Source organism: Stenotrophomonas sp. FR010 (assembly GCF_047520755.2).
Classification (GTDB): Bacteria; Pseudomonadota; Gammaproteobacteria; order Xanthomonadales; family Xanthomonadaceae; genus Stenotrophomonas; species Stenotrophomonas sepilia.
This window is the reverse complement of sequence record NZ_JAXBQT020000004.1, coordinates 70,574-85,308: the sequence shown is the minus strand read 5'-3', so window position 1 is coordinate 85,308 and position 14,735 is coordinate 70,574. Positions and strand designations below refer to the sequence as shown.

Genomic DNA, 14,735 nt, shown 5'->3' with positions numbered 1-14,735 from the left:
GTCTGGCGGTGGGTGCCGACCGTTGGCCGGCAAATCTTCAAACCCTAGGCATCCTCGGCATCCTCCACATCCGGCCGGATCTGGCTGATCCGCGCGGCACCGGGGCCGGTGAACGAAATCAGCTGGTCGCCACGCAGCACCATGCGGCCCACGTGGCGATCGATGCCATCGTAGGAATACTCGAACTTGAAGGTGCGCTCGAAACCGAGCCGGCCATCCTCACCACGCGACAGTCGCAGGCCGGTGGCGTGCACCGCCTGGTCCAGCCACTGCACGTCGGCGGCGCGGCAGGCGTTGCGTCCCAGCTCGACCGCGCGCTCGGCGGCCGAGCGTGCGGCGTTCCAGAAGAAGTAGATGATTCCGCCGGCAATCAGCAACAGCAGCAGGGTAGGCATGGCGTCAGCCGTCAGAGGTCGATCCCGCAAAGATGGCGGCGAACGCGCGCTGGATCAAGCACGGGTATCACCGGCTCGGCGGTGGCTGGCCCGTCATCGGTGCTGCGGGCGCGTTGGCCGGTACGGCCTGCATCGGCGCTGCGGAGGGTGACGGCATCACCAATGGCGCGGTCGCGGTCAACTGCAGCAGGGCCGCCCAGTCCTGGCGGTTGAAGCTGCATTCGTCCTCGCGGCCCGGCGTGCAGCTGGGGTCGATGCCGGTGCTGTTGCGTTCGCGTGCCGGGGGCAGCTTGATCAGCCCGGTGCGGTCCAGCGGCAGCAACCGCATCGCCACGGTGTTCATCACGTTGCCACCGACCAGGTACAGGGTCTGGTCGCCCCCCAGGTTGGCAGCCACCACCACTTCGCAATGCGATTTCCAGTGGCCCACCGAACCGTTGCCCAGCGCCTGCACCAGCCCGCTGTAGCTGAGCGTGCTGCTGCGGTCGCGCAGGAAGCACAGCAGATCGCCTGGCGCGGGCTTGGCCGTGGCCGGGTCGACCAGCCGGTACGGCACGCCCGAGGGGCCGCCCTGGTACGCGGCACGGATGTAGTCGATGTGGCGCGGCGACGTGTTGAAGCCGGGAACGCCGGCCTGCACCATCACCCAGGAAATGAAAGCGGCCGACCACGGATTGTCGATCAGGAAGGCGCGGCAGTCGCTGTCGGTGTAGCGCGTACCCAGCGGTGCCACGCAGCTGCTGGCACCGGCGATGCTGCCCATCGCGTTGAGCGTGCCGCTGTTGCGCCAGTAGCCGGCCACGCGCTGCCAGGCAATCAGCCCGTTGTCGGCCAGGTGTTCGTTCTCGGCCTCGGTGACACTCAGACTCGCCGCGCGGCCATCGCGATCGATGAAGGGCCGGAACCACAGCCGGTGCTCGTTGCAGGCGGTATTGCGGATGGCCACCGCCAAGGGGCTCAGGCCGAAGCGGGGAGGGACATCGCAGGCTTCAGCGGCTGCGGCGGACAAGGGGGCTGCCGCGAGCAGCAGACAGGCAGGCAAGAGCATCCGGCGCATGCGCGGCTCCTGTGGGGGATGCCCGCAGCGTCGCAGAGGCTGGCGTAGCCGAGCCGTGAAGGCGCCCGGGTCGTGTAGAGCCGAGCCTACGCTCGGCTCATCGCGCAAAGCGGGTGCCGGGTGCGCCGCAGATCGAGAAGCCGCCGAGCGTGGGCTCGGCCCCACAAGGTCGCGTAGGCCTCAAGCCGGCGGCGGGCCCAGCTTCAACGACAGATCGATGGCCTGCACATGCTTGGTCAGTCCGCCGATGGAGATGCAATCGACGCCATCCTCGGCGATCGAGCGCAGGCCGCCCAGGCCGACGCTGCCGGAGACTTCCAGCGGAATGCGTCCGGCCGTGATGCGCACCGCCTCGCGGCGCAGGTCGGGACTGAAGTCATCCAGCAGGATGCGTTCGCAACCGGCTTCGAGCGCCTGGCGCAGCTGTGCCAGGTCTTCGACCTCGACCACCAGTGGCAGCGCAGGCCACTGCCGGCGTGCGGCGGCCACCGCCGCGGCCAGCGAACCGGCAGCACGGATGTGGTTCTCCTTCAGCATCACCGTGTCGTACAGGCCGAAGCGGTGGTTCTCGCCGCCGCCGCAGCGCACCGCGTACTTCTGTGCCAGGCGCAGGCCGGGCAGGGTCTTGCGGGTGTCGAGGATGCGGGTACCGGTACCGGCCACCGCAGCCACGTAGCGGGCAGTGGTGGTAGCGGTGCCGGACAGCGTCTGCAGGAAGTTCAGCGATGTGCGCTCGGCACTGACCAGGCTGCGGCTGCGCCCGTGCAGCAGGGCCAGCACGGTGCCGGCGGTGACGGCATCGCCTTCGGCGATGTGCCATTCAATGCGCACGTCAGGGTCGAGCGCGCGATGGGTGGCGTCGAACCAGGGGCGCCCGGCGATCACCGCATCCTGCTTGCACAGCAGGTAGGCGCTGTCGGCCTGGTCGGGGAGCAGGGCGGCGGTGACGTCACCGCTGCCCAGGTCCTCGGCCAGTGCGCGCGCGACATCGGCGGCGACAACGGCCGCATCCGGCGTCGGCAGCGTGCTCATGCGGTCGGGAAGTCGGCGATCTGGGCGGTCGGAATGGCTTCCTCGGCCAGCAGCACCGGGATGCCGTCGTCGACGCGGAACACCTGCTTGCGGTCACGGCTGACCAGCGCCTCGCGCAGCGGCTGCGCCAGCGGGTTGCCATCGGCCTTGGTCACCGTGCCGGCGGAAATGGCCTTGTTGAGGGCTTCCAGGCCCTTGCCATCCAGCAGGGACAGGGGCTGGCGGGTGTCCGGGGACACCAGCAGGTCGAGCAGCTTGCGATCCATGGTTCTTCGTCTTGCGTGGAAGACGGCTAGAATACGTCTTTAAGGCAGGTGACGGCCAATGACCCCCAACCCGATCGCGCCGCTTGTCGGCATCGTCATGGGTTCCCGTTCCGACTGGGAAACCATGCAGCACGCCGCCCAGAAGCTTGAAGCCCTGGGTGTTCCGTTCGAAGTGAAGGTGGTGTCCGCGCATCGGACGCCGGATGTGTTGTTCAGTTACGCCGAGCAGGCGGGCCCGCGTGGCCTGCGCGCGATCATCGCCGGTGCCGGCGGGGCCGCGCACCTGCCAGGCATGATCGCGGCCAAGACCGCCGTGCCGGTTCTGGGTGTGCCGGTGCAGTCCAAGGCCCTCAACGGCATGGATTCCCTGCTGTCGATCGTGCAGATGCCGGCCGGCATCCCGGTCGCCACCTTCGCCATCGGCAACGCCGGCGCCTCCAACGCCGCGCTGTTCGCGGCGGCGATGCTGGCCAGCGACCAGCCGGCGATCGGCCAGGCGCTCGATGCCTTCCGTGCACGCCAGACCGAAGACGTGATGGCCCACGACGATCCGCGCCAATGAGCCTGACCGTCGGCATCCTGGGCGGCGGCCAGCTCGCCCGCATGATGGTCCTGGCCGGTGCGCCGCTGGGGCTTCGCTTCGAACTGTACGACCCGGCCGCCGACGCCTGCAGCGGCCCGCTGGCGCCGCTCACCGTGGGCGCCTTCGATGACCGCCAGGCCCTGGCGGACTTCGCCGCCAAGGTCGATGTGGTCACCTTCGATTTCGAGAACGTACCTGCCGACAGTGCACAGTTCCTGGCCGACAGCGTGCCGGTCTATCCGCCGCCGGCCGCGCTGGCGGTGGCCCAGGACCGGTTGAGCGAGAAGACCCTGTTCCAGCAGCTGGGTATTCCGCTGCCGGCCTTCGCCGACATCCGTAACCGCGACGAGCTGGCGGCGAAGGCGGCTGAGTTCGGCCTGCCGTGCATCCTCAAGACCCGCCGCCTCGGCTACGACGGCAAGGGTCAGTTCCGCCTGCGCAGCGAAGCCGACATCGACGCCGCATGGGATGCGCTCGGTGCCCAGGTGGAGCGCACCGGACTGATCCTGGAGGGTTTCGTGGCCTTCCAACGCGAGGTCAGCGTGGTGGCCGTGCGTGGCCGCGATGGCAGCTTCGAAGCCTGGCCGGTCACCGGCAACTGGCATGTCGACGGCGTGCTGTCGGCCAGCGTGGCACCAGCGGTGCTGTCCGACGCCGAGCAGCAGGCAGCGATCGGCTATGCCCGCCGCGTCGCCGAGCACCTGCAGTATGTGGGCGTGTTCGCACTGGAGCTGTTCTGTCGCGACGGCGAACTGCTGGCCAACGAGATGGCACCGCGCGTGCACAACTCCGGCCACTGGACCATCGAAGGCAGCGAGACCTCGCAGTTCGAGAATCACCTGCGTGCCGTGCTGGGCCTGCCACTGGGCAGCACCCGCATGCTCGGCCATGCCTGCATGCTGAACTGGCTGGGCGAGATGCCCGATCCGGCGCCGGTGCTGGGTCAGCCCAGTGGCCATTGGCACGATTACGGCAAGGAGCCGCGCGAAGGTCGCAAGGTCGGCCACGCCACGTTGCGCGACGATGATGCCGCTGCATTGGCCGATGCGCTGGACCAGGTCGGCCTGGAGCTGGACCGCCAGGCCCAGGTAGCGCCGGCAGTGCACGCGCTGCGCAACCGCTGAGCCCGGGCGTGCCGGCCAATGGCCGGCACAACCTTGTATGCCTGCAACGGTGTGGCGCGCCGGTGCAGGCATCGGCGCACCATTGCCGGTGGTAGCGTGGAGCTCCTTTCACAGGAGTCACGACCATGCTCGACTGGAATGCCTACCGCAAGGAACTGAAGGGCCGCATCGGCGAGATCGGCAAGCTCTCGCCGGACACGGTCAAGGGCTACGCCACCCTGGCCAATGCCGGTGCCCAGACCAACCACCTGGATGCCAAGACCCGTGAGCTGATCGCATTGGCGGTGGCGGTGACCACCCGCTGCGACGGCTGCATCACCGTGCACGTGGACGCTGCGCTGAAGCATGGCGCCAGCCGCGAGGAAATCGCCGAAGCACTGGGCGTGGCGGTGTCGCTCAATGCCGGCGCCGCGCTGGTGTATTCGGCGCGGGTGATGGACGCGGTGGCCGCGCACGAGAACGCGTGAAGCTTCATCTGTAGAGCCGAGCCCATGCTCGGCTGCTGTCCGGCCAGCCGAGCATGGGCTCGGCTCTACAGGCAGTCAGCGCAGCTGGCTTTCGGCGAACTCCCAGTTGACCATCTGCCAGAAGGCATCCAGGTAACGCGCGCGATCATTCTGGTAATCGGTGTAGTAGGCGTGCTCCCAGACATCGCAGCACAGCAGCGGGGTGCTTTCGCCGGTCAGTGGCGTGCCGGCGTTGCGGGTGGCCTGGATGCCGAGCTGGCCACCGGGGTGCTGCACCAGCCACACCCAGCCCGAGCCGAACAGGCCCAGCGCGGTGCGGTTGAATTCCTCGCGCAGGCGCTGCGCATCACCGAACTGGCGCTTGACCAGCTCGCCCAGCCGGCCCTGCGGCTCGCCGCCGCCGCGCGGGCGCAGGCACTGCCAATAGAAGCCGTGGTTCCAGGCCTGGGCGGCCGCATCGAACAGCGTGCCCTGGGCATGGCGCACGATCTCTTCCAGTGACGCCTCCTCCCACTCGGTGCCGAGAGTGCCGGCGTTGACCGCGTCAACGTAGGCGCGGTGGTGGCGGCCGTGATGCAACTCAACGGTCTGCGCGGACAGGTGGGGCTGCAGGGAGCCGGGGAGGTAGGGCAGGGCAGGCAATTCGACGGGCATGGACAGGTTCGTGGCCAGGGGACGGCGGTAGCCTGTTCCATCCGCTTACAATGGCGGCTACCGTGGGCAGTCTAGCCGACCATCACGGTCGGTTTGTCCGGCGAAGCAAGGAGTGTGGTTGTGGCGGTAATGCAGCAAATCCAGGCCGAGGTCGATCGTTACCCGCTCGTGCTGTTCATGAAAGGCACCCCGCAATACCCGATGTGCGGCTTTTCCAGCCGCGCCGTGCAGGCATTGATGGCAGCCGGCGCCGTCACCCTGCGCACTGTCAACGTGCTCGAAGAGCCGGAGATCCGCGCCAACCTGCCGCGCTTTTCCAATCTGCCGACCTTCCCGCAGCTGTTCATCAACGGTGAGTTGATCGGCGGCTGCGACATCGTCATGGAACTGTTTGAATCCGGCGAGCTCAAGCGCATCGTCGGAGAGGCGACCCAGGGATGAGTGCCTGGCCGTCGACGTCACCGACTGACGGGGCGATCGATGGCCGCCCGTTGCAGGATCGCGTCGTACTGGTCGCCGGCGCCGGGGGAGGGCTGGGCAGTGCCGCGGCGGTCGCCGCAGCCGCAGCCGGTGCCACCGTGGTCCTGCTGGGACGCAAGCCGCGCCGGCTGGACCGGGTCTACGCCCAGGTCCAGGCGGTCGGTCCGGAACCGCTTCTGTACCCGTTGGACCTGGAAGGCGCCAGCCCCGATGACTATGCCGAACTGGCCCAGGCCCTGCAGCGCGAGCTGGGGCGGCTGGATGGAATGCTGGTCTGCGCCGCGCATTTCCCCGGGCTGACTCCGTTTGAACTGGCTGACCCGGCCAGTTTCGCCCGTGCGGTCCATGTCACCCTGACCGCGCCGGCCTGGCTGGCCCAGGCCTGCCTGCCGCTGCTGCGGCAACGCGAGGATGCCGCTCTGGTGTTCGCGGTCGATGCCCCCGACCGGGTGGGGCAGGCCTATTGGGGGGGGTATGGCGTGGCCCAGCACGGCCTGCGTGGCCTGATCGCCAGCCTGCACGATGAACTGGGCCGCAGTCCCATCCGGGTCAGCGGCCTGTACCCCGGCCCCCTGCGCACGGCGCTTCGGGCCCGCGCCTATTCCGTGGACCAGGACCCGGCTGCGCAAGGCCCGGAAGCCGCGGCGGCCGCTGCGGTGACCCTGCTGTCCGCCGCTGGTAGCGCCTGGCGCGGGCAGATTCTCGATGCCGGTGAGACGCCTCGGGAAAGGTGAGCCCTGTGGGAAGATGGAGTGAAGAACCCGTCACGATTGCGTTGCGAACCGGTGCCGTTTGTCGCACAACCGTCACATTGATGGCGTAGCGTGTTAATCTAGTGTTAACCGTTAGGGCTGCCTTCAGCCGAGCGGTAGGGAACCCCAGATAACTCTCCGATCAGCCACCCGCAGGGCTGCTTGGATGCGCTTTTTTTCCGCCATCGCCAACTCGCATCGAGGCTACCGAAAAATGACCCACCCACTCCGGATGTCCAAGCTTACCCTTGGTCTCGTGGCTGCACTTGCCGCCGCTCCCGCCTTCGCCCAGAGCACCTCTGCCGGTGTCGGCGGCCAGGTGATGTCCGCCGCAGGCCAGCCTGTCGCCGGCGCTGAAGTCACCATCACCCACACCGAGTCGGGCACTGTTTCGCGTGCCACCACCGATGCGTCGGGCCGCTACAACGCGCGCGGTCTGCGCGTGGGTGGTCCGTACACCATCACCATCACCAAGTCCGGTGAAGGCACCAAGACCGAAGAAGGTGTCTACCTGAACCTGAACCAGGTCAACACCGTCAACGCCAACCTGGGCGGTGACCTGGCTGCGACCAACCTGGACGCGGTGAACGTTGTCGCCACCGCCGGCGGCCTGGACCTGTTCAGCGCCAACAAGATGGGCACCGGTACCAACGTCACCCGCGAAACGATGGATGCGCTGCCGTCGGCCAACCGCAACATCCAGGACTACGTCCGTCTCGACCCGCGCATCTCGCAGGTCAGCAAGGCAGACGGCGCGATCTCGGCGGGTGGCCAGAACACCCGTTACAACGCCATCCGCATCGACGGCATCAGCGCCTCCGATCCGTTCGGCCTGGGCTCCAACAACCTGCCGACCGAGCGTCAGCCGGTGTCGATGGATGCCATCCAGGAAATCAACATCGACCTGGCCAACTACGACACCACCATCGCCGGTGGCACTGGTGCGGTGATCAATGCCGTGACCAAGTCGGGTACCAATGAATTCCACGGCACTGTGTACGGCTCCTACCGCGACAAGGACATGGTCCGTTCGCGCCTGGAAGGTGACCGCCAGGACTTCAACGGCTTCGAGGACGAGAAGACCTATGGCATGACCTTCGGCGGCCCGATCGTCAAGGACAAGCTGTTCTTCTTCACCAACTATGAAAAGTACGAGCGTTCGGCCGCCGGCATCAGCCTGAGCGATACGCCGATCGGCAAGGGCACGATCACCCAGAAGGACATCACTGATGTCCAGAACTACCTGGGTAATCTGGGCTATGACCCGGGCAGCCTGTCGGCGCCGAACAGCAAGACCGAGATCGAAGAGTACGCAGTCAAGCTGGACTGGAACATCAACGAGAACCACCGTGCGGCCCTGCGCTACAACAAGATGGAGCAGAACGTCGTTCGCTTCCCGCAGGTCAGCAGCAGCGCCATCTCGCTGAGCAACTTCTGGTACCAGCAGCCGACCGAATACGAAACCTGGATGGGTGAACTGTTCAGCGACTGGTCCGAGAACTTCTCGACCGAATTCAAGGTTTCGCACAAGGATTACTCGGCCAACCGCGTTCCGCTGGTCGACATGCCGCAGATCCGCATCCGTTCGGGTAATGATTCGCTGTACGTCGGTACCGAGCAGAACACCCATGTCAACATCGTCGAGTCGAAGGAGCTGAGCGCCTTTGGTGCCGGTACCTGGTACATCGGTGACCACACCGTCAAGTTCGGCTTCGATTACTCGAAGAACGAGCTGATGAACTTCTATGGCCGCAACCTCAACGGCGTCTACGAATTCAACAGCGTCAACGACTTCCTGGCAGGCAGGGCTGCGCGCTACCAGCTGCGTGCGCCGCGTGCCGATGGCAGCCGCAGCGACATCCCGGCCGACTTCACCCTGAAGAACACCGGCGTGTTCGTGCAGGACACCTGGGCGATCAACTACAACCTGAGCCTGATGTTCGGCGTCCGCGTGGACATGCCTGACTTCAGCAGCCAGCGCCTGTACAACCCGCGCATCGAGCAGCTGTACGGCTTCAACAACACCAAGCTGGTCGACAAGAACCTGGTGCAGCCGCGTGTTGGCTTCAACTACACCTTCGACAGCGAGCGTCCGACCCAGCTGCGCGGTGGCGTGGGCCTGTTCGGTGGCGCCGCCCCGAATGTGTGGCTTGCGGGTGCCTACCAGAACACCGGCCTGAACTACATCGAGTATGACCAGCGCAATCCGCCGGTCGGCTCCTTCACTCCGGACGGCAACAATCCGTATATCCCGGCAGGTGGCCCGGCGACTGCGCGCCAGAACGTGGACATCATCGCGCCGGGCACCCGCCTGCCGTCGGTGTGGAAGGCCAACCTGGCGTTCGACCATGAACTGCCGTGGTACGGCATCGTGGCGTCGGCCGAACTGCTGGTGACCAAGGTCAAGGACGGCATCTACTTCGACCGCCTGGACATTGGCGCGCCGACCGTTACCGGTCCGGATGGCCGCGCGATCTATTGGAACCCGCAGGGCCGTAACCCGGCCAACACCCGCGGGGACCTGGGCATGACCACTGGCACCAACGGTGCGGTCGACCGTGCCAATCGCCCGAGTGGCATGGGTGACGTGCTGGTCATGCGCAATACCGACAAGGGCCGTGGCGCCCAGGCCACCTTCTCGCTGGCCAAGCCGCTGACCGAGAACTGGGGCTGGTCGCTGGGTTACACCTATACCCAGTCGAAGGAAGTCAGCCCGCTGTCCAGCTCGCAGAACACCTCGAACTGGAACAACACGCTGATCTTCAACTCCAACGAAGACGTGGCCTACAACTCGCGCTACGCGCTCAAGGACCGCATCACCGGCACCCTGGAGTGGAAGCACAACTTCTTCGGTGACAACGCCACCCGCGTCGGCCTGTTCTACGAAGGTCGCTCGGGCCGTCCGTACAGCTACATCTTCTACAACGATGCCAACGGCGACGGTGCTACCACCAACGATCTGTTCTACGTGCCGAAGGGCCCGGGCGACGTGCTGTTCACTGGCGGCGCGACCATGGAAAAGGCGTTCTTCGACTGGCTGGCGCAGAACCCGGAGCTGGATGCCTACCGCGGCAGCGTGGTTCCGGCCAACCGGCATCGCGCCAAGTGGATCAACTCCTTCGATGTCCGCATCAGCCAGGAGTTCCCGGGCTTCGTGAAGAGCCACAAGGGCGAGATCGCGCTGGACATCATGAATGTCGGCAACCTGCTGAACAAGAAGTGGGGCCTGATCGACGATTACGGCTTCTACTCGACCCGCCGCGTTGCCAACTACGCGGGTATCGATCCGGCCACCGGCAAGTACGTGTACTCGTTCACCGGTGCCGACAGCTCTGCGATCCAGGAAAACAACAACGACAAGGGCAACACCGCCGTGTCGCGTTGGTCGATGCAGCTGACCCTGAAGTACAAGTTCTGATCCATCAGCGCTTGAAGTGGTAAGTGGAAACGGCCGGGGAAACCCGGCCGTTTTCCGTTCAGGCGAAAGTTCTTGCAGGGCGTGGGGCAACGGCGTAGCATCCAGAAATATGCGCGGTGCCAACGCCGCCGATGCGGTCCCGAAATGGCGGACGCGGGCGGTACACATCCAACGGTCGGGCTTCCCGGCCGTTTTGCTTTTTAAGGGGGCGGCAGTACAGTCGGAAACCTTGAAGGAAGCGAAAAATTGGATATGACCACGAACGAAAAATCGGCCCGTGCACTGCCGGTGCAGGATGCCCGGATCTACCCGCGCGGGGGGCTGGATGTGTTGTCGCGGGCTGAGGTGGCACGCCTGCGCGATGCCTCCGCCGGCGGCATGCATGAGCTGCTGCGCCGCTGCGCGCTGGCCGTGCTGACCAGCGGCAGCGCCTCGGACGATCCGCGCGCCGCGCGCGATCTCTACCCTGATTTCGACATCCAGGTAGCGCAGCAGGATCGCGGCGTGCGCATCGATCTGGTCAACGCACCGGCGATGGCCTTCGTCGACGGCGAGATCATCCGCGGTGTCGCCGAACTGCTGTTCGCCGTCGTGCGCGACCTGGCCTACATGGCCATCGAAATGGGCCCGGCCTACGCGGCCGAGCTGGAGTCATCCGAGGGCATCACCAACGCGGTGTTCGGCCTGCTGCGCAACGCGCGCATCCTCAATCCGGGTGATCCGAACCTGGTGGTGTGCTGGGGCGGACACTCGATCTCGCGCGACGAATACCTGTACACCAAGCAGGTGGGCTATGAACTGGGCCTGCGCGGCCTGGACATCTGCACCGGCTGTGGCCCGGGTGCGATGAAGGGCCCGATGAAGGGTGCCACCATCGCCCACGCCAAGCAGCGCCGTACCGTGACGCGTTACATCGGCCTGACCGAGCCGGGCATCATCGCCGCCGAGTCGCCGAACCCGATCGTCAACCACCTGGTGATCATGCCGGACATCGAGAAGCGCCTTGAGGCCTTCGTCCGCATCGGGCACGGCATCATCGTGTTCGCCGGTGGCGTCGGTACCGCCGAAGAGATCCTGTACCTGCTCGGCATCCTGCTGCGCGAGGAGAACAGGGACCTGCCGTTCCCGCTGATCCTGACCGGCCCGACGGTAGCGGCACCGTACTTCGAGCAGATTGATCGCTTCATCCGCCTGACCCTGGGCGATGCGGCTGCCGAGCGCTACGAGATCATCATCGGCGACCCGGTGGCGGTTGCGAAGAAGATGGCCACCGGCATCAAGCGCGTGCGCGAGCACCGCCTGGCGCAGAAGGACTCGTTCTTCTTCAACTGGTCGATCGAGATTCCGTGGGAGTACCAGCAGCCGTTCGTACCCACCCACGAAGCGATGGCGGCGCTGGACCTGCACCACGGGCGTGCCCCGCACGCGCTGGCGGCCGACCTGCGCCGCGCGTTCTCGGGCATCGTCGCCGGCAACGTGAAGGAAGACGGCATGCGCCGCATCGAGCAGTTCGGGCCGTTCCAGATCCACGGTGACCCGGACATGATGCAGGCGCTGGATGCGCTGCTGCGCGCCTTCGTCGAGCAGCGCCGGATGAAGATCTCCGGCGAGTACCAGCCCTGCTACCAGGTGCTGGCCTGAACCCGGGCCGGCGTGATGGGGATCGCGCCGGCACTGGCAGGGGAGGACGGGTCGTCAAGCCTTTGACGCCCGTCGCCCCGGATTGACCGTTCATCCTGCCGCCGCTTGCCGGTGGCGGGGCGATGGCCCATCGTGGCCACCAACACGCTGGGGAGCGTCCAATGTCTTTGCGCCGGCAAAACGGCTTCACGCTGGTTGAACTGATGGTCACGCTGGCCGTCTTCGTGGTCCTGGCGTCGATCGCCTATCCGAGCTTCCGCGGCATGATCCGCTCGAACCGGCTGGCGACCGCCAACAACGAGCTGATCGCGCTGGCCAACCTGGCCCGCAGCGAAGGCATCCGCAACAGCAACGGTGGCGGCGTCTGTGGCAGCGCCGATGGCAAAGCCTGTGACGGCGACTGGTCCAAAGGGGTACTGGCCTGGTCGGACCTGGATGGCGACGGCCAGATGGGCAGCAATGACGTCGCGCTGCGCTTTTCACAGGGCAATCCGCAGCTGAGCGTAGTTGGCCCGCCGGGCGCGGTCATCGCCTTCGACGGGCGCGGCCGGCGCAGGGCGGTCGCCGATCAGACGCTGGTGCTGTCGCCGGATGCGTGCAAGGCCGGCGAATCGAAAAGCACGTTGACGATCAACCAATCCGGCCAGGTCCGGGTGACCAAGGGAACCTGCTCATGAGCCGCCGCAACCTGGCCCACCCGCGTTCGTCGCAGGGGGGCTTCAGCCTGATCGAAGTGATGGTGGCGGTGCTGATCCTGGCATTCGGGCTGCTGGGCTTCGCCCTGCTGCAGACCACCAACGTCCGCTTCGTGCAGAGCGCGAACTACCGTACCCAGGCGACCAACCTGGCCAACGACCTGATCGAACTGATGCGCGCGCAGCGCACCGACACCCTGGCCGGTGGCGCCTATTCCTCGGCCTCGTTCTCGGCCGGCTCGGTGAAGCCCAGCGGGGCCTGTGCCTGGCCCACTGGCGCTGCCGTGACGCCGCAGGCGAACGTGGCACGCTGGCAGTGCGAGGTCGCGCGTACGCTGGGCGAGAAGGCCAGCGCGCAGGTGACCTTCGTGCAGAGCACCGGCGAGGTCACCGTGGCCATCAGCTGGGGTGACCAGCGCTGGGATCCGAAGGACCCCGACAGCCTTACCACCTTCGGCCTGACGACCTTCCTGTGAACATGCCCATGAGTCCAATTTCGCGCGTCCGAGGCCTGTCGCTGATCGAACTGATGATCGCCATGGTCATCGGCCTGGTCCTGATGCTGGGCGTCACCCAGATCTTCATCGCCTCGCGTGCGGCATCGCGCCTGTCCGAAGGTGCGGCCCGTACCCAGGAGAACGCGCGCTTCGCGCTGGACTTCCTGCAGCGTGACCTGCGCATGGCTGGCCACTTCGGTTGCGTCAACGACCAGGCCCATGTGGTCAAGAACACCGGCGATGTCGGCTATCACCTGGGCATCAGCTCGGGCAGTGGCGACCCGCAGGATTTCTCGGTTCCGGTGCAGGGATACGAGGCTGCAGGCACGGCGCCGGGCACCACGCTGACATTGGGCCGCGCGTGGAGCGCGGCGCAGTCGGTGCCGAAGAGCATCGCCAACCTCAAGCCGGCGCCACTGCCGGGCAGCGACATCCTGGTGCTGCGCCTGATGAGTCCGGAAGGGGCCGTGGTGACCGGCATCTCCGTGGCCGCGGGCGCGACCACGCTGACCGTCTCCAGTGATGGCATGGCCCGGCTGAAGGCCAACGCCGCAGGTGCGCCGACGGTCTTCGGCATAGCCGACTGCACCCGTGCCGACGTGTTCCCGGCCACCATCAGCGGTTCGACGGTGAAGGTGGACAAGGTCGACCTGAGCAACTATTCGATCAACAACGCGATGACCATGCTGTATCGCGCCGATGGCATGGCGTACTACATCGCAAGCAACCCCAATGGCGAGCCGGCGCTTTACCGGGCACGCGCGAATGGCGCCGGCGGCTACGCCGATGGCGAGGAGCTGGTGGAAGGCATCGAGAACATGCAGTTCCTGTACGGACTGGATGCCACCCCGGATATCGCCCTGCCTACGCCGCCGACCGGCCGCATTGTCGACCAGCGCGTGGCCAGTGCGGTCAGTACCGGCACCGATGCCGCCGCCGCAGGGCAGTGGCGCCGCGTCGGCATGGTGCAGGTCGGTCTGCTGGCGCGCAGCCCGCAGCGTGCGTCGGCCGAAGCGCCGGGCAGTGCGGCCACCTATCCGGCCATCCTGGGGGTGGGCTTTGCCCCGGCCGATCCTTACGATCAGCGCCATCGGGGCGCCTATGAAGCGTCCGTTGCGCTGCGCAACCGCTTGTTCGGGAACTGACGACCATGCGCACTCATCCTTCCTTCCGGCGCCGTCCCTTCGTTGCCCAGGCGCGACAGCAGGGTGCCGTTCTCTACGTCGCGCTGATCATGCTGGTGCTGCTGGCCCTGCTGGGCGTGATCGGCATGCAGGTGGCCGGCATGCAGGAGCGCATGGCGGCCGGCTACCGGGCGACCAACATGGCATTCCAGAATGCCGAAGGCGCAGCACGCAGCGCCGAGAACGCGGTGGAGAACATCGCCAACCGCAGGGATGCCGGTACCAATCCGGCCGTAGTGTCCGCCGACATCAGCCAGCAGTGCGATGACGGCTTCGATCCGTCGGCCTGGGTCGCGAAAACCAAGCTGGGCAGCAAGCCGGCCATCTATGTCCGTGAGATCCAGGGCTGCATCCAGGGGGAGGGTGCGCTGGACATGGGCAAGTCGGTGGAGAAGCCAACGCCGGTCTACCAGATCACGACCTATGCCGGTGATACCACCAGTGATGCGACGTCGCGTGCGGCGATCGATACCGTATTCAAGCTGTGAGG

The 14,735-nt window shown here is 66.5% G+C and carries 16 protein-coding genes; 11 read left to right on the top strand and 5 right to left on the bottom strand.

Annotated elements, in window-relative coordinates:
- Nucleotides 1–44: 44 nt before the first annotated feature.
- The 4 genes from ACM0PK_RS05200 to ACM0PK_RS05185 form a co-directional block, all read right to left on the bottom strand.
- The gene (locus ACM0PK_RS05200) at nt 45–395 is read right to left on the bottom strand and encodes a DUF3301 domain-containing protein (protein WP_049414899.1); all 351 of its coding nucleotides are present in this window, start codon (nt 393–395) and stop codon (nt 45–47) included.
- A 67-nt stretch (nt 396–462) separates the two neighbouring features.
- Complete coding sequence (locus tag ACM0PK_RS05195; RefSeq protein ID WP_414606860.1) at nt 463–1,452, bottom strand: DUF2272 domain-containing protein; 990 nt, start codon at nt 1,450–1,452, stop codon at nt 463–465.
- A 180-nt stretch (nt 1,453–1,632) separates the two neighbouring features.
- The gene (gene nadC / locus ACM0PK_RS05190) at nt 1,633–2,484 is read right to left on the bottom strand and encodes a carboxylating nicotinate-nucleotide diphosphorylase (protein WP_005415952.1); all 852 of its coding nucleotides are present in this window, start codon (nt 2,482–2,484) and stop codon (nt 1,633–1,635) included.
- Nucleotides 2,481–2,750 carry a Trm112 family protein gene (locus tag ACM0PK_RS05185; RefSeq protein ID WP_414606859.1) on the bottom strand — a complete coding sequence of 90 codons (270 nt, stop codon included), beginning with the start codon at nt 2,748–2,750 and terminating at the stop codon, nt 2,481–2,483. Before ACM0PK_RS05185 ends, nadC begins: the two co-directional genes overlap by 4 nt.
- A 58-nt stretch (nt 2,751–2,808) precedes the next feature.
- Between ACM0PK_RS05185 and purE the strand changes: the two genes are divergently transcribed.
- The 3 genes from purE to ACM0PK_RS05170 all read left to right on the top strand — a co-directional run bounded on the left by purE (nt 2,809) and on the right by ACM0PK_RS05170 (nt 4,924).
- On the top strand, nt 2,809–3,312 hold the full coding sequence (gene purE / locus ACM0PK_RS05180; RefSeq protein ID WP_005412808.1) for a 5-(carboxyamino)imidazole ribonucleotide mutase: 504 nt from the start codon (nt 2,809–2,811) through the stop codon (nt 3,310–3,312).
- On the top strand, nt 3,309–4,457 hold the full coding sequence (locus ACM0PK_RS05175) for a 5-(carboxyamino)imidazole ribonucleotide synthase (RefSeq protein WP_414606858.1): 1,149 nt from the start codon (nt 3,309–3,311) through the stop codon (nt 4,455–4,457). The genes purE and ACM0PK_RS05175 overlap by 4 nt, the downstream gene beginning before the upstream one ends.
- Before the next feature lie 125 nt (nt 4,458–4,582).
- On the top strand, nt 4,583–4,924 hold the full coding sequence (locus ACM0PK_RS05170) for a carboxymuconolactone decarboxylase family protein (RefSeq protein WP_019659022.1): 342 nt from the start codon (nt 4,583–4,585) through the stop codon (nt 4,922–4,924).
- Between the two features lie 75 nt (nt 4,925–4,999).
- Here the strand turns inward: ACM0PK_RS05170 and ACM0PK_RS05165 are convergent, their stop codons facing one another.
- The gene (locus ACM0PK_RS05165) at nt 5,000–5,578 is read right to left on the bottom strand and encodes a superoxide dismutase (RefSeq protein WP_032954072.1); all 579 of its coding nucleotides are present in this window, start codon (nt 5,576–5,578) and stop codon (nt 5,000–5,002) included.
- 120 nt (nt 5,579–5,698) lie between these two features.
- Between ACM0PK_RS05165 and grxD the strand changes: the two genes are divergently transcribed.
- The 8 genes from grxD (at nt 5,699) to ACM0PK_RS05125 (ending at nt 14,733) form a co-directional block, all read left to right on the top strand.
- The gene (gene grxD, locus ACM0PK_RS05160) at nt 5,699–6,019 is read left to right on the top strand and encodes a Grx4 family monothiol glutaredoxin (RefSeq protein WP_111202165.1); all 321 of its coding nucleotides are present in this window, start codon (nt 5,699–5,701) and stop codon (nt 6,017–6,019) included.
- Nucleotides 6,016–6,792, top strand: a complete 777-nt coding sequence (locus tag ACM0PK_RS05155) for an SDR family NAD(P)-dependent oxidoreductase (RefSeq protein ID WP_414606857.1) — start codon at nt 6,016–6,018, stop codon at nt 6,790–6,792. Before grxD ends, ACM0PK_RS05155 begins: the two co-directional genes overlap by 4 nt.
- A 232-nt stretch (nt 6,793–7,024) precedes the next feature.
- Nucleotides 7,025–10,228 carry a TonB-dependent receptor gene (locus tag ACM0PK_RS05150; RefSeq protein ID WP_414606856.1) on the top strand — a complete coding sequence of 1,068 codons (3,204 nt, stop codon included), beginning with the start codon at nt 7,025–7,027 and terminating at the stop codon, nt 10,226–10,228.
- Between the two features lie 252 nt (nt 10,229–10,480).
- On the top strand, nt 10,481–11,869 hold the full coding sequence (ppnN, locus tag ACM0PK_RS05145) for a nucleotide 5'-monophosphate nucleosidase PpnN (protein ID WP_180885237.1): 1,389 nt from the start codon (nt 10,481–10,483) through the stop codon (nt 11,867–11,869).
- A 161-nt stretch (nt 11,870–12,030) separates the two neighbouring features.
- Nucleotides 12,031–12,546: a pilus assembly FimT family protein gene (locus tag ACM0PK_RS05140; protein ID WP_005415961.1), complete on the top strand. Its 516-nt coding sequence runs from the start codon at nt 12,031–12,033 to the stop codon at nt 12,544–12,546.
- On the top strand, nt 12,543–13,040 hold the full coding sequence (gene pilV, locus ACM0PK_RS05135; RefSeq protein ID WP_111202162.1) for a type IV pilus modification protein PilV: 498 nt from the start codon (nt 12,543–12,545) through the stop codon (nt 13,038–13,040). Before ACM0PK_RS05140 ends, pilV begins: the two co-directional genes overlap by 4 nt.
- A gap of 8 nt (nt 13,041–13,048) precedes the next feature.
- Entirely contained in the window at nt 13,049–14,206 is a 1,158-nt protein-coding gene (locus tag ACM0PK_RS05130; protein WP_414606855.1) for a PilW family protein, read from the top strand.
- Nucleotides 14,207–14,211: 5 nt separating this feature from the next.
- The gene (locus ACM0PK_RS05125) at nt 14,212–14,733 is read left to right on the top strand and encodes a pilus assembly PilX family protein (RefSeq protein WP_414606854.1); all 522 of its coding nucleotides are present in this window, start codon (nt 14,212–14,214) and stop codon (nt 14,731–14,733) included.
- Nucleotides 14,734–14,735: the final 2 nt, after the last annotated feature.

Bases quoted from the DNA above. Each gene is read 5' to 3' on its own strand.
- ACM0PK_RS05200 (WP_049414899.1), bottom strand. From the start codon at position 395: ATGCCTACCCTGCTGCTGTTGCTGATTGCCGGCGGAATCATCTACTTC.
- ACM0PK_RS05195 (WP_414606860.1), bottom strand. From the start codon at position 1,452: ATGCGCCGGATGCTCTTGCCTGCCTGTCTGCTGCTCGCGGCAGCCCCC.
- nadC (WP_005415952.1), bottom strand. From the start codon at position 2,484: ATGAGCACGCTGCCGACGCCGGATGCGGCCGTTGTCGCCGCCGATGTC.
- ACM0PK_RS05185 (WP_414606859.1), bottom strand. From the start codon at position 2,750: ATGGATCGCAAGCTGCTCGACCTGCTGGTGTCCCCGGACACCCGCCAG.
- purE (WP_005412808.1), top strand. From the start codon at position 2,809: ATGACCCCCAACCCGATCGCGCCGCTTGTCGGCATCGTCATGGGTTCC.
- ACM0PK_RS05175 (WP_414606858.1), top strand. From the start codon at position 3,309: ATGAGCCTGACCGTCGGCATCCTGGGCGGCGGCCAGCTCGCCCGCATG.
- ACM0PK_RS05170 (WP_019659022.1), top strand. From the start codon at position 4,583: ATGCTCGACTGGAATGCCTACCGCAAGGAACTGAAGGGCCGCATCGGC.
- ACM0PK_RS05165 (WP_032954072.1), bottom strand. From the start codon at position 5,578: ATGCCCGTCGAATTGCCTGCCCTGCCCTACCTCCCCGGCTCCCTGCAG.
- ACM0PK_RS05155 (WP_414606857.1), top strand. From the start codon at position 6,016: ATGAGTGCCTGGCCGTCGACGTCACCGACTGACGGGGCGATCGATGGC.
- ACM0PK_RS05150 (WP_414606856.1), top strand. From the start codon at position 7,025: ATGACCCACCCACTCCGGATGTCCAAGCTTACCCTTGGTCTCGTGGCT.
- ppnN (WP_180885237.1), top strand. From the start codon at position 10,481: ATGACCACGAACGAAAAATCGGCCCGTGCACTGCCGGTGCAGGATGCC.
- ACM0PK_RS05140 (WP_005415961.1), top strand. From the start codon at position 12,031: ATGTCTTTGCGCCGGCAAAACGGCTTCACGCTGGTTGAACTGATGGTC.
- pilV (WP_111202162.1), top strand. From the start codon at position 12,543: ATGAGCCGCCGCAACCTGGCCCACCCGCGTTCGTCGCAGGGGGGCTTC.
- ACM0PK_RS05130 (WP_414606855.1), top strand. From the start codon at position 13,049: ATGAGTCCAATTTCGCGCGTCCGAGGCCTGTCGCTGATCGAACTGATG.
- ACM0PK_RS05125 (WP_414606854.1), top strand. From the start codon at position 14,212: ATGCGCACTCATCCTTCCTTCCGGCGCCGTCCCTTCGTTGCCCAGGCG.